This window comes from Streptomyces marispadix (assembly GCF_022524345.1).
GTDB lineage: Bacteria > Actinomycetota > Actinomycetes > Streptomycetales > Streptomycetaceae > Streptomyces > Streptomyces marispadix.
The window spans coordinates 3548304-3575125 of record NZ_JAKWJU010000002.1 but is presented as its reverse complement, the minus strand read 5'-3'; the positions used below and the strand labels follow the sequence as shown (position 1 = coordinate 3575125).

The 26822-nt window shown below is 70.9% G+C and carries 24 protein-coding genes and 1 pseudogene; 10 read left to right on the top strand and 15 right to left on the bottom strand.

Annotated features, from left to right (window positions below):
* Nucleotides 1-74: 74 nt before the first annotated feature.
* Nucleotides 75-767, bottom strand: a complete 693-nt coding sequence (locus tag MMA15_RS14895) for a hypothetical protein (protein ID WP_241060199.1) — start codon at nt 765-767, stop codon at nt 75-77.
* Between the two features lie 283 nt (nt 768-1050).
* Here MMA15_RS14895 and MMA15_RS14890 point away from each other — a divergent pair, with 283 nt between their 5' ends.
* Nucleotides 1051-2394, top strand: a complete 1344-nt coding sequence (locus tag MMA15_RS14890) for an NsdA family TPR-like regulatory protein (RefSeq protein ID WP_241063200.1) — start codon at nt 1051-1053, stop codon at nt 2392-2394.
* 64 nt (nt 2395-2458) lie between these two features.
* Here the strand turns inward: MMA15_RS14890 and MMA15_RS14885 are convergent.
* Nucleotides 2459-2791: pseudogene (locus MMA15_RS14885) on the bottom strand (XRE family transcriptional regulator); the annotation flags it as partial.
* A 75-nt stretch (nt 2792-2866) separates the two neighbouring features.
* Entirely contained in the window at nt 2867-3358 is a 492-nt protein-coding gene (locus tag MMA15_RS14880) for a cupin domain-containing protein (RefSeq protein WP_241060197.1), read from the bottom strand.
* 184 nt (nt 3359-3542) lie between these two features.
* Between MMA15_RS14880 and MMA15_RS14875 the strand changes: the two genes are divergently transcribed.
* The 6 genes from MMA15_RS14875 (at nt 3543) to MMA15_RS14850 (ending at nt 9071) form a co-directional block, all read left to right on the top strand.
* Nucleotides 3543-4001, top strand: a complete 459-nt coding sequence (locus MMA15_RS14875) for a PadR family transcriptional regulator (RefSeq protein ID WP_241060195.1) — start codon at nt 3543-3545, stop codon at nt 3999-4001.
* Nucleotides 3998-5218, top strand: coding sequence for a hypothetical protein (locus tag MMA15_RS14870; protein WP_241060193.1), 1221 nt, complete (start codon nt 3998-4000; stop codon nt 5216-5218). The genes MMA15_RS14875 and MMA15_RS14870 overlap by 4 nt, the downstream gene beginning before the upstream one ends.
* Before the next feature lie 594 nt (nt 5219-5812).
* Complete coding sequence (locus tag MMA15_RS14865) at nt 5813-6598, top strand: transporter substrate-binding domain-containing protein (RefSeq protein WP_241060191.1); 786 nt, start codon at nt 5813-5815, stop codon at nt 6596-6598.
* 177 nt (nt 6599-6775) lie between these two features.
* The gene (locus tag MMA15_RS14860) at nt 6776-7450 is read left to right on the top strand and encodes a hypothetical protein (RefSeq protein WP_241060189.1); all 675 of its coding nucleotides are present in this window, start codon (nt 6776-6778) and stop codon (nt 7448-7450) included.
* A gap of 74 nt (nt 7451-7524) precedes the next feature.
* A complete protein-coding gene (locus tag MMA15_RS14855) occupies nt 7525-8493 on the top strand; it encodes a transporter substrate-binding domain-containing protein (protein ID WP_241060187.1) in 969 nt (322 codons plus the stop codon).
* Entirely contained in the window at nt 8490-9071 is a 582-nt protein-coding gene (locus tag MMA15_RS14850; RefSeq protein ID WP_241060186.1) for a nucleoside/nucleotide kinase family protein, read from the top strand. The genes MMA15_RS14855 and MMA15_RS14850 overlap by 4 nt, the downstream gene beginning before the upstream one ends.
* Before the next feature lie 87 nt (nt 9072-9158).
* On the opposite strand, the gene MMA15_RS14845 is transcribed toward MMA15_RS14850, so the two are convergent.
* The 6 genes from MMA15_RS14845 to MMA15_RS14820 form a co-directional block, all read right to left on the bottom strand.
* The gene (locus tag MMA15_RS14845) at nt 9159-10241 is read right to left on the bottom strand and encodes a Gfo/Idh/MocA family protein (protein WP_241060184.1); all 1083 of its coding nucleotides are present in this window, start codon (nt 10239-10241) and stop codon (nt 9159-9161) included.
* Entirely contained in the window at nt 10238-11308 is a 1071-nt protein-coding gene (locus MMA15_RS14840; RefSeq protein WP_277400279.1) for a Gfo/Idh/MocA family protein, read from the bottom strand. Before MMA15_RS14840 ends, MMA15_RS14845 begins: the two co-directional genes overlap by 4 nt.
* A gap of 100 nt (nt 11309-11408) precedes the next feature.
* The gene (locus tag MMA15_RS14835) at nt 11409-12398 is read right to left on the bottom strand and encodes a carbohydrate ABC transporter permease (protein ID WP_241060182.1); all 990 of its coding nucleotides are present in this window, start codon (nt 12396-12398) and stop codon (nt 11409-11411) included.
* Nucleotides 12391-13383 carry a carbohydrate ABC transporter permease gene (locus tag MMA15_RS14830; protein ID WP_241060180.1) on the bottom strand — a complete coding sequence of 331 codons (993 nt, stop codon included), beginning with the start codon at nt 13381-13383 and terminating at the stop codon, nt 12391-12393. Before MMA15_RS14830 ends, MMA15_RS14835 begins: the two co-directional genes overlap by 8 nt.
* Before the next feature lie 5 nt (nt 13384-13388).
* On the bottom strand, nt 13389-14660 hold the full coding sequence (locus tag MMA15_RS14825) for an ABC transporter substrate-binding protein (RefSeq protein WP_241060178.1): 1272 nt from the start codon (nt 14658-14660) through the stop codon (nt 13389-13391).
* A 248-nt stretch (nt 14661-14908) separates the two neighbouring features.
* Nucleotides 14909-16081, bottom strand: coding sequence for an ROK family transcriptional regulator (locus MMA15_RS14820; protein ID WP_241060176.1), 1173 nt, complete (start codon nt 16079-16081; stop codon nt 14909-14911).
* A 218-nt stretch (nt 16082-16299) separates the two neighbouring features.
* On the opposite strand from MMA15_RS14820, the gene MMA15_RS14815 reads away from it, so the two are divergent.
* Both MMA15_RS14815 and MMA15_RS14810 read left to right on the top strand, forming a co-directional pair.
* Complete coding sequence (locus tag MMA15_RS14815; RefSeq protein WP_241060174.1) at nt 16300-17583, top strand: Gfo/Idh/MocA family protein; 1284 nt, start codon at nt 16300-16302, stop codon at nt 17581-17583.
* 144 nt (nt 17584-17727) lie between these two features.
* Nucleotides 17728-18318, top strand: a complete 591-nt coding sequence (locus MMA15_RS14810; RefSeq protein WP_241060172.1) for a GNAT family N-acetyltransferase — start codon at nt 17728-17730, stop codon at nt 18316-18318.
* Here MMA15_RS14810 and MMA15_RS14805 read toward each other — a convergent pair.
* The 3 genes from MMA15_RS14805 to tcuA all read right to left on the bottom strand — a co-directional run bounded on the left by MMA15_RS14805 (nt 18296) and on the right by tcuA (nt 22470).
* Nucleotides 18296-19627: a hydroxyacid-oxoacid transhydrogenase gene (locus MMA15_RS14805; protein ID WP_241060170.1), complete on the bottom strand. Its 1332-nt coding sequence runs from the start codon at nt 19625-19627 to the stop codon at nt 18296-18298. The two genes, MMA15_RS14810 and MMA15_RS14805, sit on opposite strands and share 23 nt — an antisense overlap.
* Nucleotides 19628-19816: 189 nt before the next feature.
* Nucleotides 19817-20932, bottom strand: coding sequence for an isocitrate/isopropylmalate dehydrogenase family protein (locus MMA15_RS14800; RefSeq protein ID WP_241060168.1), 1116 nt, complete (start codon nt 20930-20932; stop codon nt 19817-19819).
* A gap of 56 nt (nt 20933-20988) precedes the next feature.
* Complete coding sequence (gene tcuA / locus MMA15_RS14795; protein ID WP_241060166.1) at nt 20989-22470, bottom strand: FAD-dependent tricarballylate dehydrogenase TcuA; 1482 nt, start codon at nt 22468-22470, stop codon at nt 20989-20991.
* Nucleotides 22471-22632: 162 nt separating this feature from the next.
* On the opposite strand from tcuA, the gene MMA15_RS14790 reads away from it, so the two are divergent.
* Nucleotides 22633-23364, top strand: coding sequence for a GntR family transcriptional regulator (locus tag MMA15_RS14790; RefSeq protein WP_241060165.1), 732 nt, complete (start codon nt 22633-22635; stop codon nt 23362-23364).
* 110 nt (nt 23365-23474) lie between these two features.
* On the opposite strand, the gene MMA15_RS27925 is transcribed toward MMA15_RS14790, so the two are convergent.
* Genes MMA15_RS27925 through MMA15_RS14780 form a run of 3 tightly spaced genes read right to left on the bottom strand, consistent with a single transcriptional unit; the run spans nt 23475 to nt 26721 of the window.
* On the bottom strand, nt 23475-23999 hold the full coding sequence (locus tag MMA15_RS27925; protein WP_277400278.1) for an AbrB family transcriptional regulator: 525 nt from the start codon (nt 23997-23999) through the stop codon (nt 23475-23477).
* Nucleotides 23996-24697, bottom strand: a complete 702-nt coding sequence (locus MMA15_RS27920; RefSeq protein WP_308290545.1) for an AbrB family transcriptional regulator — start codon at nt 24695-24697, stop codon at nt 23996-23998. Before MMA15_RS27920 ends, MMA15_RS27925 begins: the two co-directional genes overlap by 4 nt.
* The gene (locus MMA15_RS14780) at nt 24694-26721 is read right to left on the bottom strand and encodes a tripartite tricarboxylate transporter permease (protein WP_241060163.1); all 2028 of its coding nucleotides are present in this window, start codon (nt 26719-26721) and stop codon (nt 24694-24696) included. Before MMA15_RS14780 ends, MMA15_RS27920 begins: the two co-directional genes overlap by 4 nt.
* Between the last annotated feature and the right edge of the window lie 101 nt (nt 26722-26822).

The following is a 26822-nucleotide window of genomic DNA, read 5'->3' as shown; positions in this document are numbered from 1 at the left end:
ACGGCACGGCGGGGCACTTGGGCCGCCGTGCCGTTTCCGGTCCCGGGCTCCGAGCGGCCCTTGGGGAAGCGGCCTCACGTCCCGGTGGCGGGGACCGCCGTATCGAGGGACACGGGCCGGAACTCGGTGAGGCGGAGCAGGAGTTTGCCTGCGCGTACCCAGTCGACGACGGGGTCGTCGAAGGCGACGGAGACCGCGTCGACCGGGACCGGACGCGGAGCGGCGGGCCGGTAGAGGGCTCCGCGAACCCCGGCTTGTTCGAGGGCGCGGACGCGTACGGCGGTGAAGTCGCGCCGCAGTCGGGGGCACGCGGTGACGGCGATGCGGGCGCAGGGCAGACAGAGCGGCGGGTGCTCCGTGACGACGTCTTCGGACCCCGCGTCGGCGGGGGTGCCCGGTTCTTCGGTGGGTTCATCGGTGGGTTCATCGGTGAGGAGCCAGAGGACGCCGTCGGCGTCGCGGTCGGCCGGACCGCCGCACACCTGGCAGAGAAGGCGTTCCACGGCGTTGCGCTGCCGCAGGGGGTGTACGAGGCCGAACTGCGGCCTGCCCTTGCCCGGTTGGCACGGGGTGCGGGCCCACAGGACGCCGCGGGAGTCGCGGTCGTAGGGACGCTCGTCGGCGAAGGCGATACGGCCTCTGCGCATGACCATCTTGGGACGCGGGGCGACTTCTTCGCCGCTCCACTGGGTGATGTAGGGCACCATCGCGGGGCGGCGAACCGGGCTGCTGTGGCCACCGCACGCCTGGGTGAGTTCCTCGGGCATCACCGCGCACTCCCCGAACGGTCTTCGGTAGTGGGCGCCTGCGTCGCGGCAGGCGACGTCGGGACGACCGGGAGTCCGGCCGCGCCCCGGAACGCTCCTGCGTCCCGCAACTCGACGTCGAGCCCTCCGGGCGGCGATGTCCGGTTCAAAGTGACGGCGGCCATGAATTCCTCGTCCTGATCGCGTGATTGCCTGCGACGAGGTAACTGCACAGCGCTACCAGGCGGGTAGCGTTGGCGAGTGGGCAAAGCATGAAAGCCATGAAAGCTGTCGGGAGTTGACCATGGCACGCACCCGTAACTCCGCTCTTGCCACCCTGCTTGACCAGGCTGGATGGTCGCGGACGCAGATGGCCTCAGCCGTGAACCGGACCGGTGCGGAGGCAGGTTTGCAACTTCGCTACGACCAGACGGCCGTGTCGCACTGGGTCAGGGGCACCATGCCAAAGGCACAGGTCAGGCCCATCATCGTGGAAGCGTTATCGCGCAAGCTGAAACGGCCCGTGACCCTGCGGGAAGCCGGATTCGCCTCGAAGGAGTCCGACGGCACGGGAAGCGACGGCGACACTGTCTCTGAACTCCTCGACGTCGGAAGGCAGGACATGGACCCGTCTCGCCGAAGTGTGCTCGCCGCAGGGGTCTATTCGGCCGCAGTCCCGGTCCCGGGGTTCGCCGAAGTGCACGGCCGTTCGGCGACCGCGACCACGATGCGCGCGGCCCGCATCGGTGAGGGCGAGGTGGCAACCGTACGGTCGATGACCGAGAAGATCGCCGACATCCTCGACGAACTCGGTGGCGGGCACGCGCGGCCTATGGCTGCGGCCTTCCTGGTGAACACCGTAGCGCCCTATCTGAAGGCGTCCGCGAGCGAGGAAGTGCGCAAGGACATGCTCGCCGCCGCCTCCGATCTCGTGTACCTCACAGGGTGGATGGCGATGTACGAGCGTCGCCACGGGCTTGGGCAGCGGTATTACGTGCGTGCTCTGAGGCTGGCCGGTGCCGCGGAGGATCACGTGACGTACTGCCGCACCCTCCGGGGGATGAGTCTCCAGGCGTCCAACTTGGGCTACGGCACGAAGGCGTTGGAACTGGCGAACTCGGCCGCCGCGGCATCGCCCAAGGCGGGCCCGCGGCTGAAGGCGTTCCTCGCCGGGCAGCAGGCGCACGCCGAGTCGATGACGGGCAGCAGGCAACGCGCGATGGCTCGGCTGAGGGAAGCCGAGACGGCGCTGTCCAAGGCGGACAGCCGACGCGAAGCCGTCGGTGGATACGACGCGAGCGCGTACCAGTTCCATGTCTCGCACGTGCTCTACGAGTTCAAGGACCTCGCCGGGTCGATCGCGGCCATGAAGGAGTGCCTGCGCGTCCAGCCCAGGCAGGAGCGCCAGGGACGCGTCCACTCCAACGCGCTGCTCGCACAACGGCAGTTCGAGCTCGGACACGTGGACGCCGCCTGTGCGACCTGGCACGCCTTCCTCGACGATTACGTGCAGTTGAGCACGTCGAGAGGCGACGAGCACTTCGACACGATGCGGAGCCGGGTCCGTCCGTACGGCAGGGTGCGCGCGGTGCGTGAGCTGAACGAGCGGGCACGGGAGGTCGCCAACCTGAAGGGTCATGCGGCCTGAGGCCACTCACCGACCGTAGAAACGCTCGCCGGGGAGCAGGGGCAGGATTTCTGCCCCTGCGTGGTCAGGCCGCCAACAGACCGACCTTCACTGCGAGTTCGGAGGCGCGGCGCCTGCGCTCGGGTGCCTTCGCCTCGGTCTCCTCAAGGATGATGCGGCGCGCGTACCCGTTGTACCGGATCGTTTCGGGCGCGTTGGCGTGAGCCTTGTCCAGCGTCTCCAGCGCCGTCTCGGGCTTTCCGTCGAGCTGGTACGCGCGGGCCTCTTCGATGCGATGCCGTGCCCGGCGCGGACGCGAAGGGATCAACCGGGCGTCGGCAGCGGTCACTTGGCGCACGCTTTCGCTCCCGGCGTGCAGCTCCACGGCGAGCGTCACCGCGTGGGCCCCCATGACGGCCCCGGGTGGCTCACCCCCGGGGCCGGGAGCCTGAGCCGTGGCCGTGCGCTGGGCGCTGGGCGCTGGGCGCGGAGCTCATCCGTCGTCGCCGACGAAGAAGCTGTCGTGCTTCACGAGGAAGTCCTCCAGCTCCTTGCCGCCGCGCTGCGTCATCTCGCCGATCCGCTCGAAGTACTCCTCGCGGGGCGCGCCCGGCGTGAAGAGCAGCAGCATCGACACCGGCTCGTCGGCGGTGTTCTTGAACGCGTGGAGTCCGCCGGGCGGTACGTAGAGGAAGTCGCCCTCGCGGCCCGTGGCCGATCGTTCGCCGTCGAAGAGCTGAAGCTCCCCGGACAGTACGTAGAAGGACTCCGAGATCGCCCGGTGGAAGTGGGTGCTCGGGCCGGGTGAGCGCGGCCCCAACTCCACCTTGTAGAGCCCGAATTCGCCTTCCGTGCCGGCGCCGGTGGCGAGGTAGTGCGTTCGGTTGCCCGTCCCGCTCGTGAGGTCGGGGCCGGTGCTCGCGGGGCGGAACAGTGCGGTGGCCTCGCCTCCCTCGCCGAGATAGCGGGGCTCCGGGTACGACATGGGGCTCTCCTCTCCGGTCCGTTCACTCCGACTTCCTCTCTGATTGTGGGCTCCGCGGCGTATGTACGGCATCGGGCGAAGGGCCGGGTGGCCGTATGCCTCGCGGGCGAAGCGCGGGAGACCCTGAACGGACGGGCACTAGTCAGAAAATTGACTAGTGCCGAATCTGGTCTACTCTCTACTCGTGACCACCGGAGCGACGAACGAGGAGCCCGCCGCCTGGCTGCGCGGCGTGATCGAACTGGCCGCCGCCGCGGTGCTGGCAGAGGGCGACAACCACGGCTACGCCGTTGCGCAGCGCCTGAACGAGGCGGGCTTCGGACGGCTGAAGGGCGGGGTGCTCTACCCCGTGCTGGCGCGGCTGGAGTCGGACGGGATTCTCAGCTCGACATGGGCGGCGGGAGCGGGCGGCCCGGGGCGCAAGGTCTATTCGCTCACGGGGCGCGGCGCCCGCTGGCTGGCCGAACAGGGCGTCCGCTGGGGCGAGTTCGCCGAGCGCATGGACCGGCTGCTGAGCAGTACGGGCGCCGTGGGCACCGGGGCGACGACACGTAGCACACGTAGCGAGAACGCCGCGAGCGCGGCGGACACCAGGCACCGCACGCGCACCACGAGAAGCGTCGAGGAAGGCGGCATCCGATGAGTGAGACGGCGAAGCACGAACCCGGGACACAGGCGGGGACACAGACAGGACCCCGGACCGGGACACCGCCCGAGACGTCGGCGCCGCAGTCCGAGCCGCAGGCCGGATCGTCGACAGAAGAAGCGGAGTCCTGGGGAGAGCGGGTCACCTGGTGTCTGCTGTACCGGGGCGTGGAGCTGGAGACGGCCGAGAGCGCCGTGGCGGAGGCCCTGGCCCACTGCGCCGAGTCCGGCGAGAGTCCCGAGCAGGCCTTCGGCACCCCGGAGCAGTACGCGGACAGCCTGGCCGCCGCCCGTACACCGGCCGCGCGGCGTGCCCAGCGGGACTACCCGCACGACCTCTCCGTCGACGACTACTGGGGGCTCCCGCTCGTCGCGCCCGGCCTTGTCGCCGCAGTCGGCGGGGTCCTGGTGTGGATACGCAACGGACTGTGGGTCGATGTGGACGCGGCGAGGCTTACCGGCATGGCCCTCCTCGCCGTGGTCTTCTCCATCGCGGCGGTGGGCTACACGCTGCGCACCGCGGGCCGCCCCCGCGCGGCGACGGCGACGCTCGCCGGTGCCGCCGCGATGGGGATTCCGGTGGCCCTGTCGACGCAGTATCTGCCGCGTACGGAACTGGTACGGGTGCCGTCGGCGACCGTCGTCCTCTGCGGGTTCCTGCTGCTCTGGCTGGGCTGGCGCACCGAACGCCCGGCGGAACCGGGGCGGTTGGGGTCGGTGTACGAACGCCTGCTGACGGGCGGCCGCGCTCACGGCCGGTCGCGGCGCGGCGGCGACGCGGACGGCAGCAGCACGGACGGAGGCGGCACGGACACCGCCGACTGGCTTCGCCGTCTCGAAGGGCTTCTGCGTGGGCGTCACCGCGTCTCCCGACGGGTCGCCCGGCGCATCGTCGCCGAGACGGAGGCGCATCTGGAGTCGACGGGTGCGCTGCCCGAGGAGGAGTTCGGCGACGCCGAGGAGTACGCGCTGACCCTCGTGGAGGAGGGACGCGCCCCCAGGCCCACGAAGGAGGCGCTGCGCTGGCAGGGCGAGGCGGGCTTCTTCGTGCTCTGTGTGATCTGCGTCGTCGACGCCGACTGGAGTGACCCGGGCTGGTTCGAGTGGGCCGCGGCGGTGCTCGGGGTAGTGACCGGCGTGTGGCTGATCCGGCACTACCGCGACAAGTGGCCGGAGGGGACGGCGAGTTCGTCTCCGGACGAGCCGCGAAAGTGAGTGAAGGCATTCCGGGGCGCGTGCCGGAGCGCGGGCGTTCGGGAAACCCCCGATGAAGTCTGCCGGTGAAGTCTCCCCGGCTGCTTGGAATGCTCAGGAATGGGGCGGGCCACGTGAAGAGCCGAGGCGGGTCTTGCCGAGGACGGGTGAAGAGACAAAGGAGCAACGCGGCGGTAGCGACACGTCCATGCAACCGCTCCGCCACGAATACGTAACTCCTTTGCTGTGCGCCCTTTTTGACGCGCTTCAACGTTGCTTTGTGGCATTCTTGGCGCCCTGCACGCGCGCGCCCTGTGCGACGGGCCGGTGTGAGTGCCGGAGGCAACTGCCCTTTCGGGCGCGAAGACGGGCGTCAGGGGTTGTTCCGCGCCTGTCTCCCCAATGCGGCACCCTCGCCCGTTGCGAGGACCGTTCACTGTTCGCGACCCAAGGAGAACCATGATCGCCGGAGTTCGGCGCTTACGTCTCGGGGCGGTCCTCTGCCTGCCCGTACTCGGTCTGCTCGCTCCTGCGTGCGGTTCGTCAGAGGGGGGCGACCGGCCGGGAGATTCGGGTTCCGGTTCCGCACGGAAATCCATCTTCGAGCAGCCCTCGGTGTCCATCGAGGTAATGAAGGGGCTGCCGGGCTTCAGCACGCGCAGCAGCTCGGAATACGAATACGCCGGTTTCGACATCGCGTTGATCGACTTCCTCGCCAATCGGATGCACTTCGACAAGTACGCGCACGACGTTCCCGCCGGTGACCGCGAGCAGCGGCTGATCGACCACGACGCCGACCTGGCGGTGGCCACGTACACCATCACAGACGCACGCGACGAGAAGATCGACTTCACGGCGCCCTATCTCAAGACGTACCAGGGAGTCCTCGTACGCAGGGACGAGAACTCGATCGAGAAGGTCGAGGACCTGGAGGACAGGCGCGTGTGCAGCGCGGCGGGTTCCACTTCCGACCCGAACACCGCCAAGAAGAAGGACCAGCTCAAGGAGGCGCTCGGCGCGAGCGCCAAGATCAGCCTGCGCAAGGACTACAAGACGTGCGTGAAGGAACTCCAGAACGGCAATGTCCAGGCCGTATGGACGGACAAGGTTCTGCTTGAGGGATTCGCCGAGACCGAGCCGTACAGCAAGGACGTCAAGGTGGTCAGGGATATCAAGATCGAGAACCCGCAGTTCTACGGCATCGGCATCCGGGAAGGCCACGAGAAGGACTGCCGCCGGATCAACGAGAAGCTCAAGGAGTTCCGCGCGGAAGCCTGGCGCAACACCTTCAGCAGCCACTTTCCGAAGCTCGCCGAGAGCGACCAGAACTTCGAGCAGCAGTACAAGCCGTCGGAGGACGAGTTCAAGCGGTACGAGGCCAAGTCCTGTAGCAGCGACTGACCGGCGGCGGGGAGTCAGATGACGGTGCGAGCCCGGCGCACGGGGACCGGACAGACATCCGGGCGGAGCACGTCCGCCGCCGGGCGATCCGGTTCCAGCACCCGATCCGGTTCTAGCACCCGATCCGGTTCCAGCACGAGATCCGATTCAACGCGACTCGATTCAACGGGGGCTCATATGGCCGCGGCGGGACGAACCGGCCGCAGAGAAGCGACGCCGCTCGGGCCGGAGGAGAAGCGCTACCTCTGCGTTCTCTTCTCGGTCTATCTGGCGCTGCTGGGCATCGCGACGGCCGTCGTGCTCTGGTCCGTCTACGCGGACGACGGTCCCGGCCCCGCCGCCTCGGTCGTCGGCGGACTGCTGGCGCTCGTGCCCGTGATGGTGGCCGTGGGGCAGCGGAACGACCGCGTCGAAGTGGTCCGCAACTGGAAGGTCTTCCTGGGCGCTCTGGTGACCGCGCTGCTGCTCGGTGCCGCCGCGGTGGTCTGGATGAGTTCGCAGTCCGAGGACGTCACCACCCGGTCCAGGCTGCGGCACGCCGAGGCCATGGCGGACGGTTCCGTGGCGCGGCTGACGGTGAACGCCGAATCCGAGGGCGACGAGCTGAAGTTGAAGCTCGGGGCGGAGGACAAGGCCGACGGCTTCCACACCTCCTGCCTGCCCCTGGCCTCGCTCCACTTCAGCGGCGCCGACCTCGCCGACGAGAGCGACGTGAACCTCGACAGCGAGGTGTCGGCGACCCTGCCGCTGAGGGGCGGCGGCCCGAAGTTGCGGGTGGACGTCACCCTCAACACCAGCGGCGACGAGGGATGCCGCGTCAGGCTCACGCTGAAGGGTGCCGAACTCCCGTGAACTCCCCCTCGACACCGCCGGGTTGCGGGAACGCGCCGCCCACGGCGGACCCACCTCACAAGGAGACAGCCGACATGAACGCACGGTTCAGGCGTTCGGTGCTGGTGCTGCGGGCCCTCGCAGTGCCGGCGGTGCTCGGACTCTGCGCCTCGTGCACGGGCTCCGGCGATTCGAAGCCGGACCCCGGCGACGCCGGGTCCGCGCGCTCCTCACAAGGCGGCGCCCCCGGAGGGTCGCTGTTGGGGAGCGGCCAGGTCAGGGTGCTGGTGAAGAACGACCAGCCCGGCTTCAGCACCCGCGAAGGCAAGCACGGCTACAGGGGCTTCGACGTCGCCCTGTCACGCTTCCTCGCCCGCGAACTCGGCTTCGGCGAAAGGCTCGTGGGCGCCCCGGGCAGCGAGCGTGAGCGGATGCTGAGACAGGGCACCGGCGACCTCGCGGTGGCCACGTACACCATCACCGACATCCGCGACAAGAAGATCGACTTCACGGCGCCGTACCTCAAGACGTACCAGGGCGTCCTCGTACGCAAGGGCGAGAAGGACATCAAGCAGCTCGACGACCTCGGCGGCAAGCGGCTCTGCACGGCGGTCGGCAGCACCTCGGACCCGGGCAGCGCCCCTGGCGGGCAGGAGCGGGAGCAGATCGTCAAGGCCGTCGGACGGGACGCGAGGATCGCACTGCGCAGCGACCACGGTGCATGCGTCAAGGGCCTGCGTGACGGGGAGTTCGACGCGGTGTGGACCGACAGGGTGCTGCTGGAGGGCTTCGCGCAGTCGGACTCCGGCGGGGACGTCGAGGTGGTCGAGGACATCAACATCGAGAACCGCCAGTTCTACGGGGTCGGCGTACCGGAGGGCCACGAGAAGGACTGCCGCCGGATCAACCACAAGCTGAAGGAGTTCCTCCGCGAGACCTGGCGCGACGCCTTCAGCGAGCAGTTCCCGAGGCTGGCGGACGAGGACGCGGGCTTCGAGCAGCACTACAAGCCGACGGAGAGCGAGTTCAAGGCGTACGAGGAGAAGTCCTGCGGAGCGAAGTGAGGCGGGGGCCGGGCGCGGCCCCCGGTCCGGTCGGCAGGGCGGTCGTCTGGCTGAACGGGACGTTCGGGGCGGGGAAGACCACCACCGCGGTCCGGGTCGCCCGGCTCGTGCCGGGTGCCCGGGTGTTCGACACCGAGCTTGTGGGCGAGATGCTCGCCAAGATCCCGGGCCTGCCGGATCTGGGTGACTTCCAGCACTGGCCGCCGTGGCGGCACCTCGTCGTCGAGACGGCCGCCCAGCTCCTCGGCTACGTGGGCGGGACCCTCGTCGTACCCCAGTCGGTTCTGGTGCAGCGGTACTGGGACGAGATCGCCGCCGGCCTGGCGGCGGTGGACATCGAGGTGCACCACTACGTGCTCCACGCCGATCGCGACACGCTCACCCGGCGGATCGTGCACGACGGCACTCATACGGACCACGGCTGGCGCCTGCGTCATCTCCCCGCGTACGAGGCCGCGTTGGGGGCGTGGCTGGCGGGCGCGGGGCAGCTCGTGGACACGACGGGACGGCAGCCGGAGGACGTCGCGCGGGTCGTCGCCGAAGACGCTACGGGGCGGCCGGGCGCGGCCCCCTGGTGACCGGCGGCGAGCCCCCAAGCCTCATGCGGCTCGCCGCCCCGTCGCCCCGCAGTGTCCGGACCGCGTGCACGCCCTCGGCCCAAGGGCTCAGTCCCCGAGCCGTACCGGCTGGCCCGAGCGGGCCGAGGCGTAGCCCGCCAGGGCGATGCGGAGGGAGCGCAGACCGGCCTCGCCGTCGGCCACACGCACCGCGTTCTCGTCGTCGGTGCCGTAGAGGAACGACCGCATCATCGCTTCGTCCAGGTCCGTGCCCCATGGAAGGAGCACGCCCTCGCGGCGTCTGTCGTCGAAGCCGGAGACGACCTGGCCGAAGGCGTCCATCTCCACCGTGGCGCGCTCGCCCACGAGTTGGAGCTCCAGGCCGCCCCACGTGGGGTGGTGGTCGGGGTGGCTCCATGAGCAGTCGATGGTGGCGACCGCGCCGTTGTCGTAGCGGACGGTGACGAGCCCGGCGGTCTCCACCTCCACGGGGCGGCGGTCGTCCCGGCCCTCGCCGCCCGGACCGGCGCCGGGAACGCCGCCCGGACTCCCCTCCCCGTACATGAGGTTGTTCGTCTGCGCATAGACCTCGACGGCGCGGGTCGCGTCGCCGAAGAGTTCGTCGAGGAGGTCGGCGATATGCACCGTGTGGTCCATCAGGGCGCCGCCGCCCGCGAGTTCGGCGTCCGTGAACCAGGCGCGGGCGTCCGCCGGGAGCCGCCCGTTGTTCGCACCGGCGACTGTCAGCACCGGGCCGGTGCCTCCGCCGCGCACCGCCTCGCGCAGCGCCGCGTAGGCCGGACTGAAGCGCACCGGGTAGGCGACGCCCAGCCGTACGCCCGCCTCACGGCAGGCGGCGACCATCGCCTCGCCGTCCTCCGCCGTGGTGGCCAGAGGCTTCTCGCACAGCACGTCGACGCCGTGCTTGGCGGCGAGTTCGACGAGCGGCCGGTGCCGGGAGTTCTCGGCGGCCACGACCACCGCGTCCGGGCCCCAGTCGAACAACTCCCGGTAGCTGTCTACGTGTTCGACGCCGAGCCGCCCGGCCAGCTCCGCGCCCCGCTCCTCGCCCGGCGGCGCCGAGTGGGCGTCCGGGTCGCTGGTGAGGACCTCCACGCCCTCCATGCGGCGCAGCAGCCCCGCGTAGCCCGCCGCGTGTACGTGGGCGAACGAGAGCACTCCGACCTTCATCGGGTCACCTCCTGGGACTGCCGGGCACCACGGGCCCCCGCCGCGCCTGCCGCCTCCACGGGCCCCGCGGGGCGCTCCGGTTCCACCGCCAGCCCCGTACGGGCCGATTCGGCCGCCGCGAGCGCGATGCGTACGGCCGCGAGCCCGTCCCGTGCCGTGACTCGCGGTGCCGGGCCGCCACGTACCGCCTCCGCGAACTCCCGTAGCTCCGTGAGGAACGGGCTCTCGGTGAGGCCCGTCGACGGAATGCCCTCGCCCTCGGCGGCCGTGCCCTGGGAGATCACCCGGAACGCCTTCGTCTGCGCGGAGTCGTGGTGCAGCACGCCGCCGCGCCCGGCGATGCGGAACGTCGTGCGGAACTGCGAGTCCGGCAGCCCCCACACCCCGTGCACATGGCTGATCGCCCCGGAGTCGTGGGTGAGCACCGCGGTGGCCGCGGCGACGCATCCGGCTGTCGCGGGCGCCTCCTGGTGGCCGCGTACGCACGCGTGCACGCGGGCCACCTCTCCGGCGAGCAGCCTCGCGAAGTCGAAGTCGTGGATCATCTGGTCGACGAGCAGCCCGCCGGAGAGCGCCGGATCGGCGAACCACGGCGACCACACCGGATAGGTGCCGGTACGGGTGAAGCGCAGCACCGCCGGCTCGCCCACCGCACCGCCGGCGACGGCCTCCGCCATCGCCGCGTACTCCGGGAAGTAGCGCACGACATGGGCCGGGAAGAGCAGTACACCTGCGCTTTCCGCCGCCGCGATCAGCTCCTCCACGTCCTCGGCCGTGAGCGCCAGCGGCTTCTCGCATGCGACGTGACGGCCCGCGCGGAGCGCCGCGAGCGCGACGTCCCGGTGGGTGTGGGTGGGGGTGCAGACGTCGACGGCCTCGGCGGCGTCGAGGAGTTCGGCGAGGCCGCCCGCCGTCCGTACGCCCCGGTCCTCGTACTGGGCGGCGAGCCGCTGTCCGCTGTCGTCGGTCGTGAACACGGTGACGCGCGCTCCCAGCGCGAGCCAGGCGGGCAGATGGGCGCGGGCGATGCCGCCCGCGCCGATCAGGCCCACTGCGAGTTCCGGCATTGATGTGTGACCGCCTTCCGGTAGGGGTGGCTGGATCTCAGTCGTCGGTCCGGGTTCTGCGTGCTCGGGCCCTCGGTCCTCGCCCCTCGGCGCACGGCGCTCAGCCCTTGGAGCCGCTGAGCGCGATGCCCTGGACGAAGTGGCGCTGAAGCAGCACGTAGAGGAGCAGCATCGGCAGACTGGCGATCACCGAACCGGCCATCAGCACCGGCCAGTTCGTCATGAACTGCCCTTCAAGGGAGATCAGGCCCGCGCTCACCGGCGCCTTCGCCGGGTCGGTGTTGACCACCAGCGGCCACAGCAGGTCGTTCCACGACCACATGGCCGTGATGACGGCGAGCGCGGCCAGCGCGGGACGTACGAGCGGCAGCATGATGCTCCAGAAGATCCGCAGCGGCCCGGCCCCGTCGATGCGGGCGGCCTCCTCCAGCTCCCTGGGCATCGCGAGGAAGAACTGCCGCAGCAGGAAGGTGCCGAACGCGCTGAACATGCCCGGCAGGAAGAGCGCGGGGACGCTGTTGAGCAGCCCCAGCTTCTGCATGATCTCGTGCTGCGGCAGCACGAGGAGCTGCGGCGGCACCATCAGTACGGAGAGGAAGACCGCGAACAGCACGTTCTTGCCGCGGAATCGCAGCCGTGCGAACGCGTAGGCGGCCAGCGAGCAGAAGACGAGCTGGCCCAGGGTGCGGCCCGCTGTGTTCAGGAGGCTGTTGGTGAGCATCTCCCCGAACGGCACGGCCGTGAAGACCTGGGCGAACCCCGCCCAGTTCCAGGTCTCGGGCAGCACCGAGGGCGGTACGCGCACAGCCTCGGGCAGCGTCTTGAACGCGGTCATGACCTGCCATACGAACGGGAAGACCATGGCGACCGCGCCCAGCGAAAGCACCGCGTGCGTGGCGAGGGCACCGGGGTCGATACGACGGGAGCGCCCGCCGAAAGGCCGGGGCCGCCCGCGGCGTGCGCCGGGGCCGGACGGCACGGCGGAGGGCGTGGCCGCGATGTCCTGCGCAGCGAGGTCTCGTGCGCCCGAGTCCCGTGCGCCCGAGTCCCGTGCGCCCGAGTCCCGTGTGCCGGGGGCCGGTTCAGGCATAGTGCACCCACCTCTTCTGCAACCGGAACTGCACGTACGTAAGCGCCGCGATGAGCAGCATCAGCAGGAAGGCGAGCGCCGCGGCGGCCCCCTGGGAGTTCTCGTCGAAGGCCCACTTGAAGAAGAGCGTCACGATCGACTGCGTCTCGCCGAGCGCCGGGTTCTCGGGGCTCATCATCACGAAGATCAGGTCGAACTGCTGAAGGGAGTTGATCACGCAGATCACGGACGCGAAGAAGATGCTCGGGCTCAGCAGCGGCAGCGTGATCCGGAAGAAGCGCCGTACGGGCCCGGCCCCGTCGATCTCGGCGGCCTCGTAGTAGTCACGGGGTATGGCCTTGATGCCCGCGGTGAAAATGATCAGGTAGTAGCCGACGTGGGACCAGATCATCACGACGCCGATCGCGTACACCGCGGTCGAGGGATCGGAGATCCAGTAGCGGCCGTCGACGCCGATCCACGACAGCGCCTCGTTGACCATCCCGAAGTCGCCGTTGTACAGCCAGTTCCACACCAGGCCCACGGCCGCCGGCATCGTCACGAACGGCATGAAGTACAAGGTCCGGTACACCGGGACGCCGCGCAGCCCGCGCCTGTTCATCAGGTCGGCCAGGACGATCGCGACGGGCAGGGTCATCAGGCCCATCACCATGTACAGCAGCGTGTTGCCGAGCGCCTTGCCGACGGTGACGTCCCGTACGACGCGCTCGTAGTTCTCGCCGCCGACCCAGGAGTTGCCGCCGAAGGCGCCGAAGGTGGTGAAACTGAACCAGAACGTCTCCAGCAGCGGCCAGATGTAGAAGACCAGGAAGCCCAGTGCGATGGGCGCGATGAAGAGGTACGCGGCACGCTGCGATCGGGGGCGCCCGCCACGGCCGCCGTTCGCGCCGGCGCCCCTGCGCGTTCCCGTGCCCGTGCCCGCGCCTGTGCCGTGCGAGCGCCGTTCGGCCTGCCCGGCCGCGGCCGTTGAGGGAAAGACAGCCATGGCGCTCACTTCTCCTGTTCCAGGGCGAGGTCCATCTGGCGTGCCAGGGTGCGGGCGGCCTCCTCGATGCCGCCCTTTCCGGTGAACGGGCCGCCCAGCAACTGGGGTTGGAGGTTCTCCCACACCGCCGTGTGCTTGGAGGCGGGGTACGGGACGGCGTAGTCGAGCATGTCGGTGAAGACCTTCAGGTCGAACTCGGGCATCGACTCGATCCACGTCTTCTGCGTGCCTTCGTACGAGGAGATGGTCACGCCCTCGCGGGCCTGGATCTCCGCCGCCTTGCGCGAGCCGAGGAACTTCACGAACTGCCAGGCCGCCTCGGTGTTGGGGCTCTTGCCGGATATCGCAGCGGCCAGGCCGTGGATGGTGGTGGCCCGCTCGCGTCCCTTCGGGAGCACCGCGACGCCGCCGTGATCCTTGATGGCGGGCTCCGCGTACATCTGGGAGGCCATCGCGGACAGGTCGTAGTTCATGGCGACCCGCTCCGACAGATAGAGCTGGCGGCCCCTGGTGTCGGTCATCGCGCTCTGCGACGGCGAACGGCCCCTGTCGATCAGGTCGGTCCAGAAGCGCAGGCCGTCGATGGTGCGGGGGTCGGCGAAGCCGGAGCGCCCGTCACGCAGGACATATCCACCGGCCTGGGCGATGGTGTTGTAGTACGTGTACTGCCTGCTCATCTCGGCGGCGATGCCGTGCACGCCGGACCGCGGATCGGTCAGCTCGGCGGCGGCGTCCCGGACGGTGTCCCAAGTCCAGCTCTCGTCCGGGTAATTGATGCCCGCCTTGTCGAAGAGCTCCTTGTTGTACCAGAGTCCGATGGTGTCGAAGTCCTTCGGCATGGCGTATCGGGTGCCGCCGTGGGTGTACATCCGCAGCAGCTCGGGCGGATGGACTCCCATGTCGAAGCCGTCGCGCTCGATGTACGGATCGAGCGGCTCCAGTACGCCCTCGGATGCGTAGAGCCGCAGGTTCACCGCGTTCATCCAGAAGACGTCGGGCGCGGAGCCGCCGCGCATGGCGGTCTTGAGCGTCGTCCAGTACGAAGTGAACGGCGTCACCTGGATCTTGACGGAGATCTTCGGATGCTCCGCCTCGAACGCCTTGATGATCTTCTCCATGCCGGCGACCTGGAGCGGGTCCCACATCCCGTACGAGATGGTGACGCGGCCTCCGGCGCCTTGTGCCGAGGCCGCGCCCCCGGCGGTGCAGCCGGTGGCCGCACCGGCGGCGACGGGAGCTGCGGCGAGCGCTCCGGCGAGCAGTGTTCTCCTTCGCATCGGCGACTCCGTGGGGACGGTGTGGGGACGGGAGAGAGGAGGGGCGGGGAGGTTCTGGGAGATCGCGGGAGATTCAAGTGGGGCGGGCTCGGGCTCGACTCGCCTGTCGGCGGGCGCACTTGGGTCGGCGGGTGCACTTGGGTTCGTCGGGACAGGACGGCCTCGCGTGGGCCCGGCCCCGGTGCTCGGAGGCCGGATGCTCCGATGCCGGATACTCGGATGCTCAGGTGCGGCGGACGGCGGGATGCTCAGCGTGCGGCGGACGGCGGCGGTACGGACGGAAGCGGACCAGTGGCGTCGGACAGCAGCGCTTCGACACTGTCGAGTGCCTTGCGCACGGCGCCCAGCGCCACGCCCTGCTCGCCGAGCGTGCTGACGGTGATGCGGGGCACGTACAGCGGCAGATCGAGGGAGACGTCCCGCAGATGCCGTGTGAGCAGCGGGGTGAGCACCTCCCCGGCGGGGGTCATCCCGCCCGAGAGGACGACGAGTTCGGGGTCGACGGCCAGCAGCAGGGCGCCTATGCCGGGTGCGAGGCGGCCGGCGTAGCGGTCGAGTACGTCCAGGGCGTCCGGGTCGGAGTCGCCCGCGGCACGTGCGAGCGCGGCCACCTCGGACTCGCCTTCGCGCCGCTCGCCCCGCCAGCTCAGCGCGTTGTGCGCCTTCGCCAGCCCGAGGCCGCGGTGCAGGCCCAGCTCGCCGGCCCAGCCGCGGTGTCCGCGGTGGAGCCTGCCGCCGAGGAGTACACCGCACGAGGAGCGGTGGCCGATCAGCAGGCAGACGACGTCGTCGGCCAACTGGGCCGCGCCCTGCCAGTGTTCGGCGAGCGTCGCGAGGTTGACGTCGTTCTCGGCGAGTATCCGGCACGGAAAGGACTCCCCGAGCCGTCGCGCGAGTTCGAAGTCCGACCACTCGGGGACGATCACGGAGGTGATGCGGCCCGTCTCGCCGACGATTCCCGGCACCCCCGCGCACAGCGCCCAGAGTTCGTCGGGGCGCACCTTCTGCTCGTCGAGGAAGCGCTCTATGCGTGCGCGCAGGAAGGCGAGGCGTTCCGCGCCGCCCATGTCCGGGTCGGTCTCCTCGCGTTGGGACGCGACGACGTCCCCGGCGAGGTCCGAGAGCAGCAGCACGATCTTGTGCAGTCCGACGTCGACGCCTACGACCTTGCCCGCCTCGCCCCGGAAGCGGAAGCGGCGGGCGGGGCGGCCGGAGCGGCCGGGCCCGTGGTCGGACGCCTCCGTGAGCCAGCCCTGTGCGGTCAGCTCCTCGACGACCTGGTCGACGGTGGGGCGCGAGAGCCCGGTGGCGGCGGCGAGCTGGCTGAGCGACTGCGGACGGCCGGGGCCCTGGGAGCGCAGGTAGCGCAGCACGGCGACGGTGTTCAGCCGCCGCAGGGCTGCCAGATCGTGGCCTCGCATCGGTGCACCTCCCAACGGCCGCACGTCGGTTCGTCGTACTGATTGATTGAGGACTGTTGCATAAACGGCGGTGGGCGTGAAGGCTTCCGGCAGAGCGATTACGAAGGACTCCTCGATATGGGCGGCCGATACGGACCGGCGAGAGCGGCCGCCGCCGAGACGGCGGCGACGGCGACGGCGGCGCGACTCCACGGCGGGACTCGACTCGACGACAGGACATGCGCGATGAGGACGACACGGCGTACGGGAACGGGATGCCGACGAACGAGCCGGGCACGAACGGGCCGGACGTGAACAGGGCGGACCTGAACGGCGCGGACAGCGGCGGCGATCTGCGGATCGGTGTCGTCGGCGTGGGCGAACGTGCGGCGCTCGCCTCCCATGCCCACCGTCCGGGCGCGGGCAGCCGGGTCGTGGCCTGCGCCGACCCGCACCCACGGGGACGGCAGGCGGCGCACGCGCTCTTCGGGCCCGAAGTCCCCGTCCACGAGGGCCATTCGGAGCTGCTGGAGAGGGGCGGCGTGGACGCGGTCATGGTCTTCTCCCCCGACCATCTGCACGCCCGGTGCGTGCTGGACGCGCTGCACGCCGGTGTCGCCGTGTTCGTGGAGAAGCCGCTCGCCGTGACGACGGAGGACTGCGACCTGATACTGCGCACGGCGCTAGAGACCGGCAGCCGCCTGTACGTCGGCCACAATCTGCGGCACGCGCCCTTCGTACGGCGGATGCGCGAACTGGTGCTCGACGGGGCCGTCGGTCGCGTCCGCGCCGTGTGGTGCCGCCACTTCGTCGGGCACGGCGGCGACTTCTACTTCAAGGACTGGCACGCGGAGCGGCGCAACACCACCAGCCTGCTGCTTCAGAAGGGCGCCCACGACCTCGACGTCGTCCACTGGCTCGCGGGCGCCCCCACGCGCACGGTCACGGCGGTCGGCGAACTCGCCGTCTACGGCGGCATACCGGACCGGCGCGACCGCAGCGGCGAGCGCATGAAGGAGTGGCACGACCCCGACGCGAACTGGCCGCCGACGTCGCTGACCGGCCTCAACCCGGTCGTGGACGTCGAGGACATCAGCATGCTTCACGGCCGCACCCGCAACGGCGTGCTCGTCAGCTACCAGCAGTGCCACTTCACGCCCGACTACTGGCGCAACTACACGGTGATCGGCGACCACGGACGCCTGGAGAACTTCGGCGACCTGGACGGTGCCGTCGTCAAGGTGTGGAACTCCCGCCGCTCCGGCTACCGCGACGACGCGGACCTGACCGTCCCCGTACCGCGAGGCGAGGACATGCACGGCGGCGCGGACCGGCTGCTCGTCGAGGAGTTCCTGCGCTTCGCCGCGCACGGCGGGCCGACCGAGACCTCGCCGCTCGCGGCGCGAGAGGCGGTGGCGGCGGGCCATGCGGCGGCGCGCTCACTGCGCTCGGGGAGCGTGCCGGTCGAAGTGCCGCCGCTGCCGGAGGAGTTGGTCTCGTACTACGAGGAGGGGCAGCCGTGAGGAAGGCCGCCGGGCGGACGGAGGGCAGCGGGCACGGCCACCGCGCTTACGGGCCCGGCCCGTGGTCCAGCGGAGACGGCGGAGACGGCGGAGACGGCTCGTAATCGAGTCGTGGAAGGTGCCGGTTCCGGGCATGATCCCGTCATGGACAGACCCCCTGAGCTGCTTCGCCGCGACCATGCCGTACTGCGCCGCTGGCGTGTCACCGACGCCGACGTGGCGTACCGGGTCGTCTCCGAGTCGCTCGGCCATCTCAAGCCGTGGATGCCGTGGGCCCACGACCACAGCCCCGACGCGTCGCTGGAGTTCGTGACCAGGTGCGAACGGGAGTGGGCGGAGGGCCAGGCGTACAACTACGCGGTGTCGGTGGAGGGTTGGACGGTCGGTAGCTGCGGCCTGCTGCGCCGCATCGGCCCCGGTGGCCTGGAGATCGGCTACTGGATCCATCCGTCGTGGACGCGGCGCGGACTGGCGACCAGCGCCGCGGCGGCCCTGCTGGAGGCGGCGTTCGAGCTGCCCGGCGTCGAGGTGGTCGAGATACACCACGACGAGGCCAACGAGGCCAGCGGAGGCGTGCCCAGGCGGCTGGGCTTCACGGAGGTCGAGCGGCGGCGGGCGATCGAGGGGCCCTCGGCGCCCGGCGAATCGGGCGTCGAGGTCGTCTGGCGTATGTGCCGCACGGCGGGGCCGCAGCGCGACCCGGGCCGTACCGCTACCAGTTCCGCAGGGAGTTGAGGAGGATACGCTCGACGTCCTCCTCGCGTACGGGCCGTGGGCAGGTGGCCAGCAGCCGCTGCTGCTTCATCGTCCCCGGCACCAGGTCCGGTACGTCGCTCTCGTCGTAGCCGACGGCGGCGATGCCGTTGGGGATGCCGATGTCCCGCATCAACTCGACCAGGGCACGGGGCAGTCGCTCGGCCGGGTCGGAGGCCCGGTCCTGATCCGGAGCCAGCAGCTCCGCCGCCCGCAGATGCCGCTCCGGGGCGGAGGGAAAACCGAACCGGAACGCCTCCGGGGCCGTCAGCGACACCGACTGGCCGTGCGGCACCATCGGCTCGCCCTGCGGATATCCGGCGGGCCGGTAGTCCTTGACCATGCCGGCGATCGGATAGGCGTTGGCATGCGGGATGTGCACCCCGGAGTTGCCGAAGCCCATGCCCGCGAAGGTCGCCGCCATGATCATGTCCGTGCGTGCCGCCACGTCCTCGGCCCCGTGGCGCACCGCACGGCGGAAGGAACCGGCGATCAGGCTCAGCGCCTTCTCGCACCACAGGTCGGACACCGGGTTGGAGCCGCAGTACGTCACCCGTTCCTCGGGCCTGCGGCGCGCGGAGTCCGCGTACCAGCCCGCCGTGTACGACTCCAGCGCGTGGCAGACGATGTCCATGCCCGCGGAGGCGGTCACCTCGGGCGGCAGGGTCATCGTCAGCAGCGGATCGACCACGGCGAGGGTGGGGCGCAGCCGCCAGTGGCTGATGCCGGTCTTCACCCTCATCGACAGCACGTCCAGGACGCACATCGCGGTGCTCTCCGCGCCCGTGCCCGCGGTGGTGGGAACGGCGACGAGCGGCTTCAGCGGATGCGGCGGCGAAACGCCCCCGCCGATGGGCTTGTTGACGTAGTCCATCAACTCGCCGCCGCAGGACGTCAGCAGATTCACGGCCTTCGCGGTGTCGATCGCGGAACCGCCGCCGACCGCGACGAATCCGTCCCACGGGCCGCTCTCCCGCGCGTGGTCGACGGCCGCGGCGAGACTGGCGTCGCTCGGCTCGACGTGCACACCCTCGTAGACCGCCGCGTCGATCCCGTACCGGCCCAGGTTCTCCGCCACCCGCTGCGGGATTCCCAAGGCGGCGACACCGGGGTCGGTCAGTACGAGCACGCGCTTCGCGCCGTACTGCGCCATGTCGAAGCCGATCTCGTCGCTCGCGCCCGCGCCGAACTTCAACGGGGGCGCACCCCAGGTGAACACGGTCTCCTCGGACTCGGACACGGGCTCCGCGTCCGGCTCCTCGGCCGTGCGCTTGCCGCTGTCACCGTTCATCGGAAGTACGCCTCCAGGCTCGGGGGTCGTTCAACGGGCCAGTACCCCGGTCTCCCAGTTGTCGGGGCCGTTCGGCAACCCCCCGGCAGCGGGCGGCGGGCCGACGGGGACCGGGCGCGAAACCCGGACGGGTAACGACGCCCGGACCCTTACCGGTAACGACGCCCGACCGGGACCGGAGCCGCGCCCTCACCGTGCCAGGCGCTCGCACACGGCCGACGTGACCGACCCCGTCCCCCCAGCGGGCCGCCCCCGCACGTCCAGCTCCACGGCGCCTTCGGCCAGCGCGGACTCCACCGCAGCCCTGACCCGGTCGCCCGACGTACGCAGCCCCGCGCGGTCCAGCAGCAGCGCGAGGCTCAGGATCTGCGAGAGCGGGTTGGCCAGGCCGCGCCCCGCGATGTCGGGGGCGCTGCCGTGCACGGGCTCCGCATACGCCGCCTCCACACCGGCGTTGAGCGAACCGCACATGCCGAGGCCGCCCACCGTGGCGGCACCGAGATCGCTCAGCACGTCGCCGAGGAAGTTCTCCGTCACCAGCACGTCGAAGCACTCGGGCCGTGCGACGAGATCGTGCGCGGCGGCGTCGGCGTAGAGATGCTCGGTCGCGATGTCCGGGAATTCCGCGGCCACTTCGTCGAAGACGCGGCGGAAGAGCGCATAGCTGCGCAGCACATTGCTCTTGTCCACACAAGTGACCCGGCGTACGCCGTCGGCCGGCGCGCCCTCACGCTCACGTGCGAGGCCGAAGGCGTACCGCACCACGCGTTCCGTGCCCGCCCTGGTGATCATCAACTGGTCGCAGGCGGCGTCCGGCGTCGCGGCGCCCGCGCCCCGCGAGAGGTACAGCCCCTCGGTGTTCTCCCTGACCAGTACGTAGTCGATCTCACCCGCGCTGTGCCGCGTACCGCCGGAGACGCCGGGCAGCAGCCTCATCGGCCGTACGTTGGCGAAGGTGTCGAGGCCGAGGCGGAGCAGCCCGCCGAGCAGCCCGGCCTCCGTACCGTCCGGATGCCGTACGCCGGGAAGACCGACCGGGCCCTTGAGCACGCCGTCGGCGGCACGCAGCCGTTCCAGCGCGTCGGTGGGCAGCGCCCGGCCCGTGGCGCGGTACGCCTCGGCGCCCGCCTCGACGGTGGTGAGGCGGTAGGCGAAGTCGCCCGCGGCGGCGGCGCGTTCGAGCACCTGGAGCGCGCTGTCGACCAGCTCGGGGCCGATCCCGTCCCCGGGGATCACCACCAGGTCCAGGGGCTCCCGCGAGGCGGGCCCGCCCGCCGGACGGCCGCCCGACGGCTCGCCGTCCACCGGACCGCCCGCCGACGGACCGCCGCTCCCCGGACCTTCGCTCCCCTGCCCGCCGTTCACCGGGTCCGCCCCGCGGAGCTGCCCGCCGTACGCCCGAAGACCGCGCCGTTCGTCAGCCCGGCACCGCCCGGATAGTTGAAGTAGAAGAGCCCGCCGACGAGTTCACCGGCGGCGAAGAGCCCGGGAATCGGTGCCATGTCGGTGTCGAGGACCTGCGCGTTCTCCGGGGAGATCCGCACTCCGCCGAAGGTGAAGGTGATGCCGCACGTCACCGCGTACGCCTCGAAGGGTCCCTCGTCCACGGTGTTCGCCCAGTTGGTCTTGTCGACGGCGAGCCCCGAAGTCCCCCTGCCGTCACGGACGTTGGGATCGAAGGGCGTGGCGGTGTCGACGGCTGCGTTGTACGTCTCCATCTCCGCGAGGAAGCCCGCGAGGTCCACCCCGTCCATCTTCTCGGCGAGCTTCTCCAGCGTCGGGGCGCTCACCTTGGTGATCTGCCGTATCCGGTACTCGTCCCGCAGGAGGTGCGCCACCTTGCGGTCGAAGATCTGCCAGGCGAACTGACCGGGCTGCTCCAGGATCACGCGCCCGTACTTGGCGTAGGTGTAGTTGCGGAAGTCGGCGCCCTCGTCGACGAAGCGGCGGCCGTGCGCGTTGACCATGACGCCCCACGGATAGCTGTGCTTCTGGAAGCTGTCGCCGACCGCGAGATCCCCGAACTCCGGTGCGTTGCGGTCCCATCCGACGGCGTGGCAGCCCGACCAGTTCCCCGCGGGGCTCGCCCCGGCGCGCAGCGCCATCCGCAGACCGTCGCCGGTGTTGTACATCGTGCCCCGCACCTTGGCCAGGTCCCATCCGGGTCCCAGATAGCGTGCCCGCATCTCCGCGCTGGACTGGAAGCCCCCGCTGGCGAGCACCACCGCGTCGGCTCGCTCCTCGCGGGTCGCCCCGGCCTGGCGCAGCGTCACGCCGCGTACGCCGCCCGCGTCGTCCTGGATCAGCGACAGTGCGCGCGCCCCGTACTCGATGCGTACGCCGGCTCGTTCGGCGGCCCGTGTCAGCGCCTCGACGAGGCCCATGCCGCCGCCCGACGCCTCTACCGTGAGACCGCCCCAGAAGGTGAAGCGCCCGCCGACCTTGAACGCCTGCCGCCCGTAGATCGGCACGAAGCGCACGCCCTTCTCCGACATCCACAGCAGCGTCGGCAGGCTCTTCTCCACGAGTGCGGACGCGAGTTCGGGATCGGTCCGGTACTCGGTGACGCGTGCCAGGTCGTCGAGGTACGCCCCCGCCGGATAGCTCCCGAAGTCGGTGCTCGCGATCTCCTCCTCGGTCAGATCGGGCATCAGCCGCCTCAGATCCTCGACCCCCGAGTACACGACGCGCATCGCGCCGGCGGTGAACGCCGTGTTGCCGCCGCGCCGTTCCTTCGGTGCCCTCTCCAGCACGAGGACCTCGGCGCCCTCCTCACGTGCGGCGAGCGCCGCGCACAGCGCCGCGTTTCCCGCTCCGACAACGATGACCCGACGCCCGGCCATGCACCACGCTCCTTGCTCGTTCCCTGCCGGACCCTGCTGGGCCGTACCCTGCTGAGGCCCGTTCGCATCCACATTGCATGCAACTTGACGGGGATTGTACTCAACTTGCGGACGATCTGTTCCCTCCCGTACGGTTCACGGGTGCGGGAGGACAAAGCACCTATGACCAGCGGCTCCAGCGGCATCGACCACCGATCGGAGACATCCGGGTCCGTCGAACGCCTTCGCGCCTATCTGCACGAGGGGGTGGCGGTCCGCGGGCGTACGACTGACGACGTGACGGGGGCGATGCGCGAGGCGATCCTCGACGGCGTGCTCTCCCCCTCGACCTGGCTGCGCGAGAGCGAACTCGCGACCGCCTTCAAGGTGAGCAGAACGCCGATCCGGGAGGCGCTGAAGCGGCTCGCCGACGAGGGCCTCGTGGTCAAGACCGCCCACCACGGCGCGATGGTCGCCGCCCTCTCCCTTGAGGACGTGCTCGCTCTCTACGTCGTGAGGGAGGACCTCGAAGGGCTCGCGGCGCGGCTCGCGGCCGTACGGTGCCCCGAGGGACTGGTCGAGCAGCTCGACGAGATCAACGCGGACATGCGCGAGGCCGCCGCCCGCGAGGACGTCGCCGAGCTGTCCAAGCTGAACCTCTCCTGGCACCGGGCGCTGCGGACCGGCGCCGCCAACCCGTACCTTGAGCGCTTCCTCAACCAGGTCGAGCACGCCGTGCGGAGGCTTCCGGCGACGACCCTGGTGCATCCGGGCCGCGCCGAGGAGGTGCTGGCCGAGCACGACGCGGTGGCGCGGGCGGTTCAGGAGCGCGACGGCGAGGTGGCCGAGCAGCATGCGAGGGCCCATATGCGCAGGGCGCGCGAGATCAGGCTCGCGGTGCTGCTGGGCGGCTGAACGGGCGCCGGGGGCGACGAGCCCGGTGTGCGGCGCCGGCGCCGTGCCCGTCGACTCGTAGACGGGAGCGAGGACTTGAGGCTCCGTGGGCGCCGCGGCGTTCGTCACGGTCATCCGTCCCGCCCCTCCAGCCCGCGGGCCCAACGCAGCAGCAGCGGCAGCGCGGACAGCACCACGACCAGCCGGATCAGATGCATACCGGCGACCAGCCCGCTGTCACCGCCCAGTCCTGCCGCTGCCGCGACCATCTCGCCGACCCCTCCGGGAATCGACCCCAGCAGGGCGGGAGTCGGCCCGAGAACTCCGCCGAGGGTGAGGGCCGCCCCGATCCCCGCGCCCAGGGCGACGATCAGCACCACGACGACCGCACCGGGCACGCTGACCCGCCGTACGGAGGCGAGGAAGTTCCGCCCCACCATCGAGCCCACCCCGGAACCGACCAGGATCTGACCGGCCGTCGACCACCAGCCGGGCGGTACGGCGCCGAGACCGGCGAGCGGTGCCGTGGCGGCGCCGAGAATCGACCCCGTCACCGGCCACATCGGCAGCCGCAGCGACCGGCCCAGTGCCGCTCCCGCACAGGCCAGCCCGAGCAGCAGGGTCAGGGCGCCCGTTCCGCTTCCCCCGCCGGTCATGGCAGCCGCCCCAGTACGAATACGAGTCCCGGCAGCGCCAGCAGCACGACCACGAGCACCCGTACGAGGTGGACGACCGTCACGGTCCCCACGTCCGCGCGCTCCTTGACGGCGAGCACGGACAGTTCGCTGAGCCCGCCCGGCGCGCAGGCGAGCACCGCCGTCGTCGCGTCGAGACCGTGGCGCTTCATCAGCCAGCGGGCGAGCACCGCGTTGAGCGCCAGCAGCAGCATCACGCCAGCCAGCACGGGGAGGGCGACCAGGCCCATCATCCGCAGGCTCCTGCCGTCCAGCCGCGCCGCCGACACGCAGCCGATCAGCACCAACCCGGCCGTACGGGCCCAGAGTTGAAGCGGATGCTGCTGCGGCTGCGCGGCGTCTCGGCCGGGGCACGGGCCGCTGCCGCAGGAGCCGCGGCGGGATGTGACGCTCCCGGCCGCCGCACTGCCGAGCACCGCGCCGACGAGCGTCCCCGCCGGTACGCGCAGCCACGTGAGCAGCAGCGCACCGGCGGTTCCCGCCAGCAGCCCGGCCACGGCACGGTGCAGCGGCACGACGGGCCCGCCGGAAGCATCCGGACCGCCGGGACCGCTCCCGCCGGAACAGCCGCCGGAACCACCGGACTTGCCGCCGGCACCGCCCGAACCGTCCGAACCACCCGAACCGCCGCGCCCGCCTGAAGCAGCGGCACCGCTCACAGCAGGCCGACCGGCGTGAGATATCCGATGGGCAGTGCGATGTCCGCGAAGGCCGCGAGCGCGGCGAGCACACCTGTCGTGCCGACCGTGTACAGGGCGATCGCCGGCCAGTGCATCTCCGCCACCCGCCGGAGGAAGAGCGGCAGGAACACCAGCGCCGCCAGCAGCACACCCAGTACGTACGTCAGCGCCACGAACCCGGCGAGCCAGCCGAACGACCGCAGCACGGCACGCCATTCGGCCGCCCACGCCTCCCGCTCCGACGGCTCGCGGGGCCCGGCCCCGCGCAGCGCACGTATGCCGGAGACGAGCGCGCCCGCCGCCATCACCGCCCCGACCACGGTCACCAGCCCCGGCACGAGCCTGGCCTGACTGCTGTAGCCGCGGGAGATCAGGAACGCGGCGACGAAGACCGCCAGGAACACCGCGGGGACCGCGACGTCCCAGATCCTCGGCGGCGTCGGGCCGCCCTCGCCCTCGTCGTCGTCCGGCAGTTCGGCAGGCCCGGCCGCCCCGGCCCCCTCGGCTCCGTCCGCCGCACGGTCCCGGGCACGTCGGGCCCGTACCTTCTTCACCAGCGAGAAGACGGTCGGCACCACCAGCACGCCGAAGAGGACCAGCACCCAGGGCCGCACGATCCACTGGTCGAACGCGTAGAGATTCGCCGTCAGGAAGTAGTAGCGCTCCATCGGCAGGCTCAGCACGAACCCGATCAGGAACGGCGCCCTCGGTATCCCGCACGCCTTCATCACCCAGCCGACGGCCCCCAGCAGCAGCATGATCTGAAGCAGCGCGATCTGCTCCGACTCCTGGAAACCGGCCGTGAACAGCACTACGACGAGCCCGCCGGCCAGCACCGGGAACCGCAGGAAGCTGAGCTTCGCCAGCGGCTTGCTGAGCAGGAAGCACGCCGCCGCCCCCAGGATGCTCGCGAGCGCGAAGGACCAGATGATCGTGTAGACGATGTCCAGGTCCTTCGTGATGATCCTCGGGCCGGGCTCGATGTTGAAGGCGAGCAGCGCACCGAGCAGCAGGGCCGCGGGCGCGCCGCCCGGGATGCCGAACAGCAGGGTGGGGATCAGATCCCCTGCCTCGACCGAGTTGTTGGCGCTCTCCGGCGCGATGATCCCCCGTGGATCGCCCTTGCCGAAGGTCTTCTTCGGCTCCTTTCGCGTGGTGGCACGAGCCTGCCCGTACGCCATCCAAGTGCCCGCGGTGGCACCGAGTCCCGGCAGCACCCCGGCCCACATCCCGACGAGCGCACCGCGCAGCACGTGGCGCCAGTGGTGCATCACGTCCCGCAGCCCGGTGCGCCAGCCGCTGCCCAGTCCCGAGCCGGTGGCGACGCTGGAGCGGCTGCCGACGAGCGTCACGATCTCGGCGATGCCGAAGATGCCCAGCGCCACGGCGACGAGGTCCAGCCCCTCGGACAGGAAGAGCGAGCCGAAGGTGAAGCGGTAGTCGGCCGCGGCGGGCGCGGCGCCTATCCCCCCGAGCAGCAGCCCGAACGCCCCGGCCAGCAGCCCCTTGAGCATGTTGCCCCGGGAGAGGACCGCCGTCAGCGAGACCCCGAGCAGCGTGAGCATGAACAGTTCGGGCGCTCCGAAGCTGAGCACGAGCGGACGTGCCACGGGTATCGAGAGCGTCAGCCCCAGCGCGCCGAGCAGCCCGCCGATCATCGACGAAAGGAACGCCACCGACAGCGCCCGCGCGCCCTGCCCCTGCTTCGCCATCTGATGCCCGTCGAGCATCAGCACGCTCGCGGACGCCGACCCCGGTATGCCCAGCAGTACGGACGCGATGGTGTCGGAGGTGTGCACGACCGCCACCGCGCCGATGATCAGCGCGAGCGCCTGCGTCGGGTCCAGAGCGAAGACGAACGGCAGCAGCATGGCCACCGCGCCCGTGCCGCCGAGCCCGGGAATCATGCCGATGACCAGGCCGGAGGCGACGCCGAGCAGCAGGAATATCAAGTTCGACAGGGCGAAGAGGTTGCCCAGCGCGCTGAACGCGGCTTCCAGCATCGATCAGACCTTTCGGGGACTTTCGGGAGGCTTTGAGGAGTGCCACCCCGGTCTCGCCGGGAGGTGTCCGGTACGGGGCGCCGCATCGCACCCCGTACCGG

What these genes read in the sequence shown, in the direction of transcription:
- MMA15_RS14895 (WP_241060199.1), bottom strand. Translation starts at nt 767, where the DNA reads ATGCCCGAGGAACTCACCCAGGCGTGCGGTGGCCACAGCAGCCCGGTT.
- MMA15_RS14890 (WP_241063200.1), top strand. Translation starts at nt 1,051, where the DNA reads ATGGCACGCACCCGTAACTCCGCTCTTGCCACCCTGCTTGACCAGGCT.
- MMA15_RS14880 (WP_241060197.1), bottom strand. Translation starts at nt 3,358, where the DNA reads ATGTCGTACCCGGAGCCCCGCTATCTCGGCGAGGGAGGCGAGGCCACC.
- MMA15_RS14870 (WP_241060193.1), top strand. Translation starts at nt 3,998, where the DNA reads ATGAGTGAGACGGCGAAGCACGAACCCGGGACACAGGCGGGGACACAG.
- MMA15_RS14860 (WP_241060189.1), top strand. Translation starts at nt 6,776, where the DNA reads ATGGCCGCGGCGGGACGAACCGGCCGCAGAGAAGCGACGCCGCTCGGG.
- MMA15_RS14855 (WP_241060187.1), top strand. Translation starts at nt 7,525, where the DNA reads ATGAACGCACGGTTCAGGCGTTCGGTGCTGGTGCTGCGGGCCCTCGCA.
- MMA15_RS14845 (WP_241060184.1), bottom strand. Translation starts at nt 10,241, where the DNA reads ATGAAGGTCGGAGTGCTCTCGTTCGCCCACGTACACGCGGCGGGCTAC.
- MMA15_RS14840 (WP_277400279.1), bottom strand. Translation starts at nt 11,308, where the DNA reads ATGCCGGAACTCGCAGTGGGCCTGATCGGCGCGGGCGGCATCGCCCGC.
- MMA15_RS14835 (WP_241060182.1), bottom strand. Translation starts at nt 12,398, where the DNA reads ATGCCTGAACCGGCCCCCGGCACACGGGACTCGGGCGCACGGGACTCG.
- MMA15_RS14830 (WP_241060180.1), bottom strand. Translation starts at nt 13,383, where the DNA reads ATGGCTGTCTTTCCCTCAACGGCCGCGGCCGGGCAGGCCGAACGGCGC.
- MMA15_RS14825 (WP_241060178.1), bottom strand. Translation starts at nt 14,660, where the DNA reads ATGCGAAGGAGAACACTGCTCGCCGGAGCGCTCGCCGCAGCTCCCGTC.
- MMA15_RS14820 (WP_241060176.1), bottom strand. Translation starts at nt 16,081, where the DNA reads ATGCGAGGCCACGATCTGGCAGCCCTGCGGCGGCTGAACACCGTCGCC.
- MMA15_RS14815 (WP_241060174.1), top strand. Translation starts at nt 16,300, where the DNA reads ATGCGCGATGAGGACGACACGGCGTACGGGAACGGGATGCCGACGAAC.
- MMA15_RS14810 (WP_241060172.1), top strand. Translation starts at nt 17,728, where the DNA reads ATGGACAGACCCCCTGAGCTGCTTCGCCGCGACCATGCCGTACTGCGC.
- MMA15_RS14805 (WP_241060170.1), bottom strand. Translation starts at nt 19,627, where the DNA reads ATGAACGGTGACAGCGGCAAGCGCACGGCCGAGGAGCCGGACGCGGAG.
- tcuA (WP_241060166.1), bottom strand. Translation starts at nt 22,470, where the DNA reads ATGGCCGGGCGTCGGGTCATCGTTGTCGGAGCGGGAAACGCGGCGCTG.
- MMA15_RS14790 (WP_241060165.1), top strand. Translation starts at nt 22,633, where the DNA reads ATGACCAGCGGCTCCAGCGGCATCGACCACCGATCGGAGACATCCGGG.
- MMA15_RS27925 (WP_277400278.1), bottom strand. Translation starts at nt 23,999, where the DNA reads ATGACCGGCGGGGGAAGCGGAACGGGCGCCCTGACCCTGCTGCTCGGG.
- MMA15_RS14780 (WP_241060163.1), bottom strand. Translation starts at nt 26,721, where the DNA reads ATGCTGGAAGCCGCGTTCAGCGCGCTGGGCAACCTCTTCGCCCTGTCG.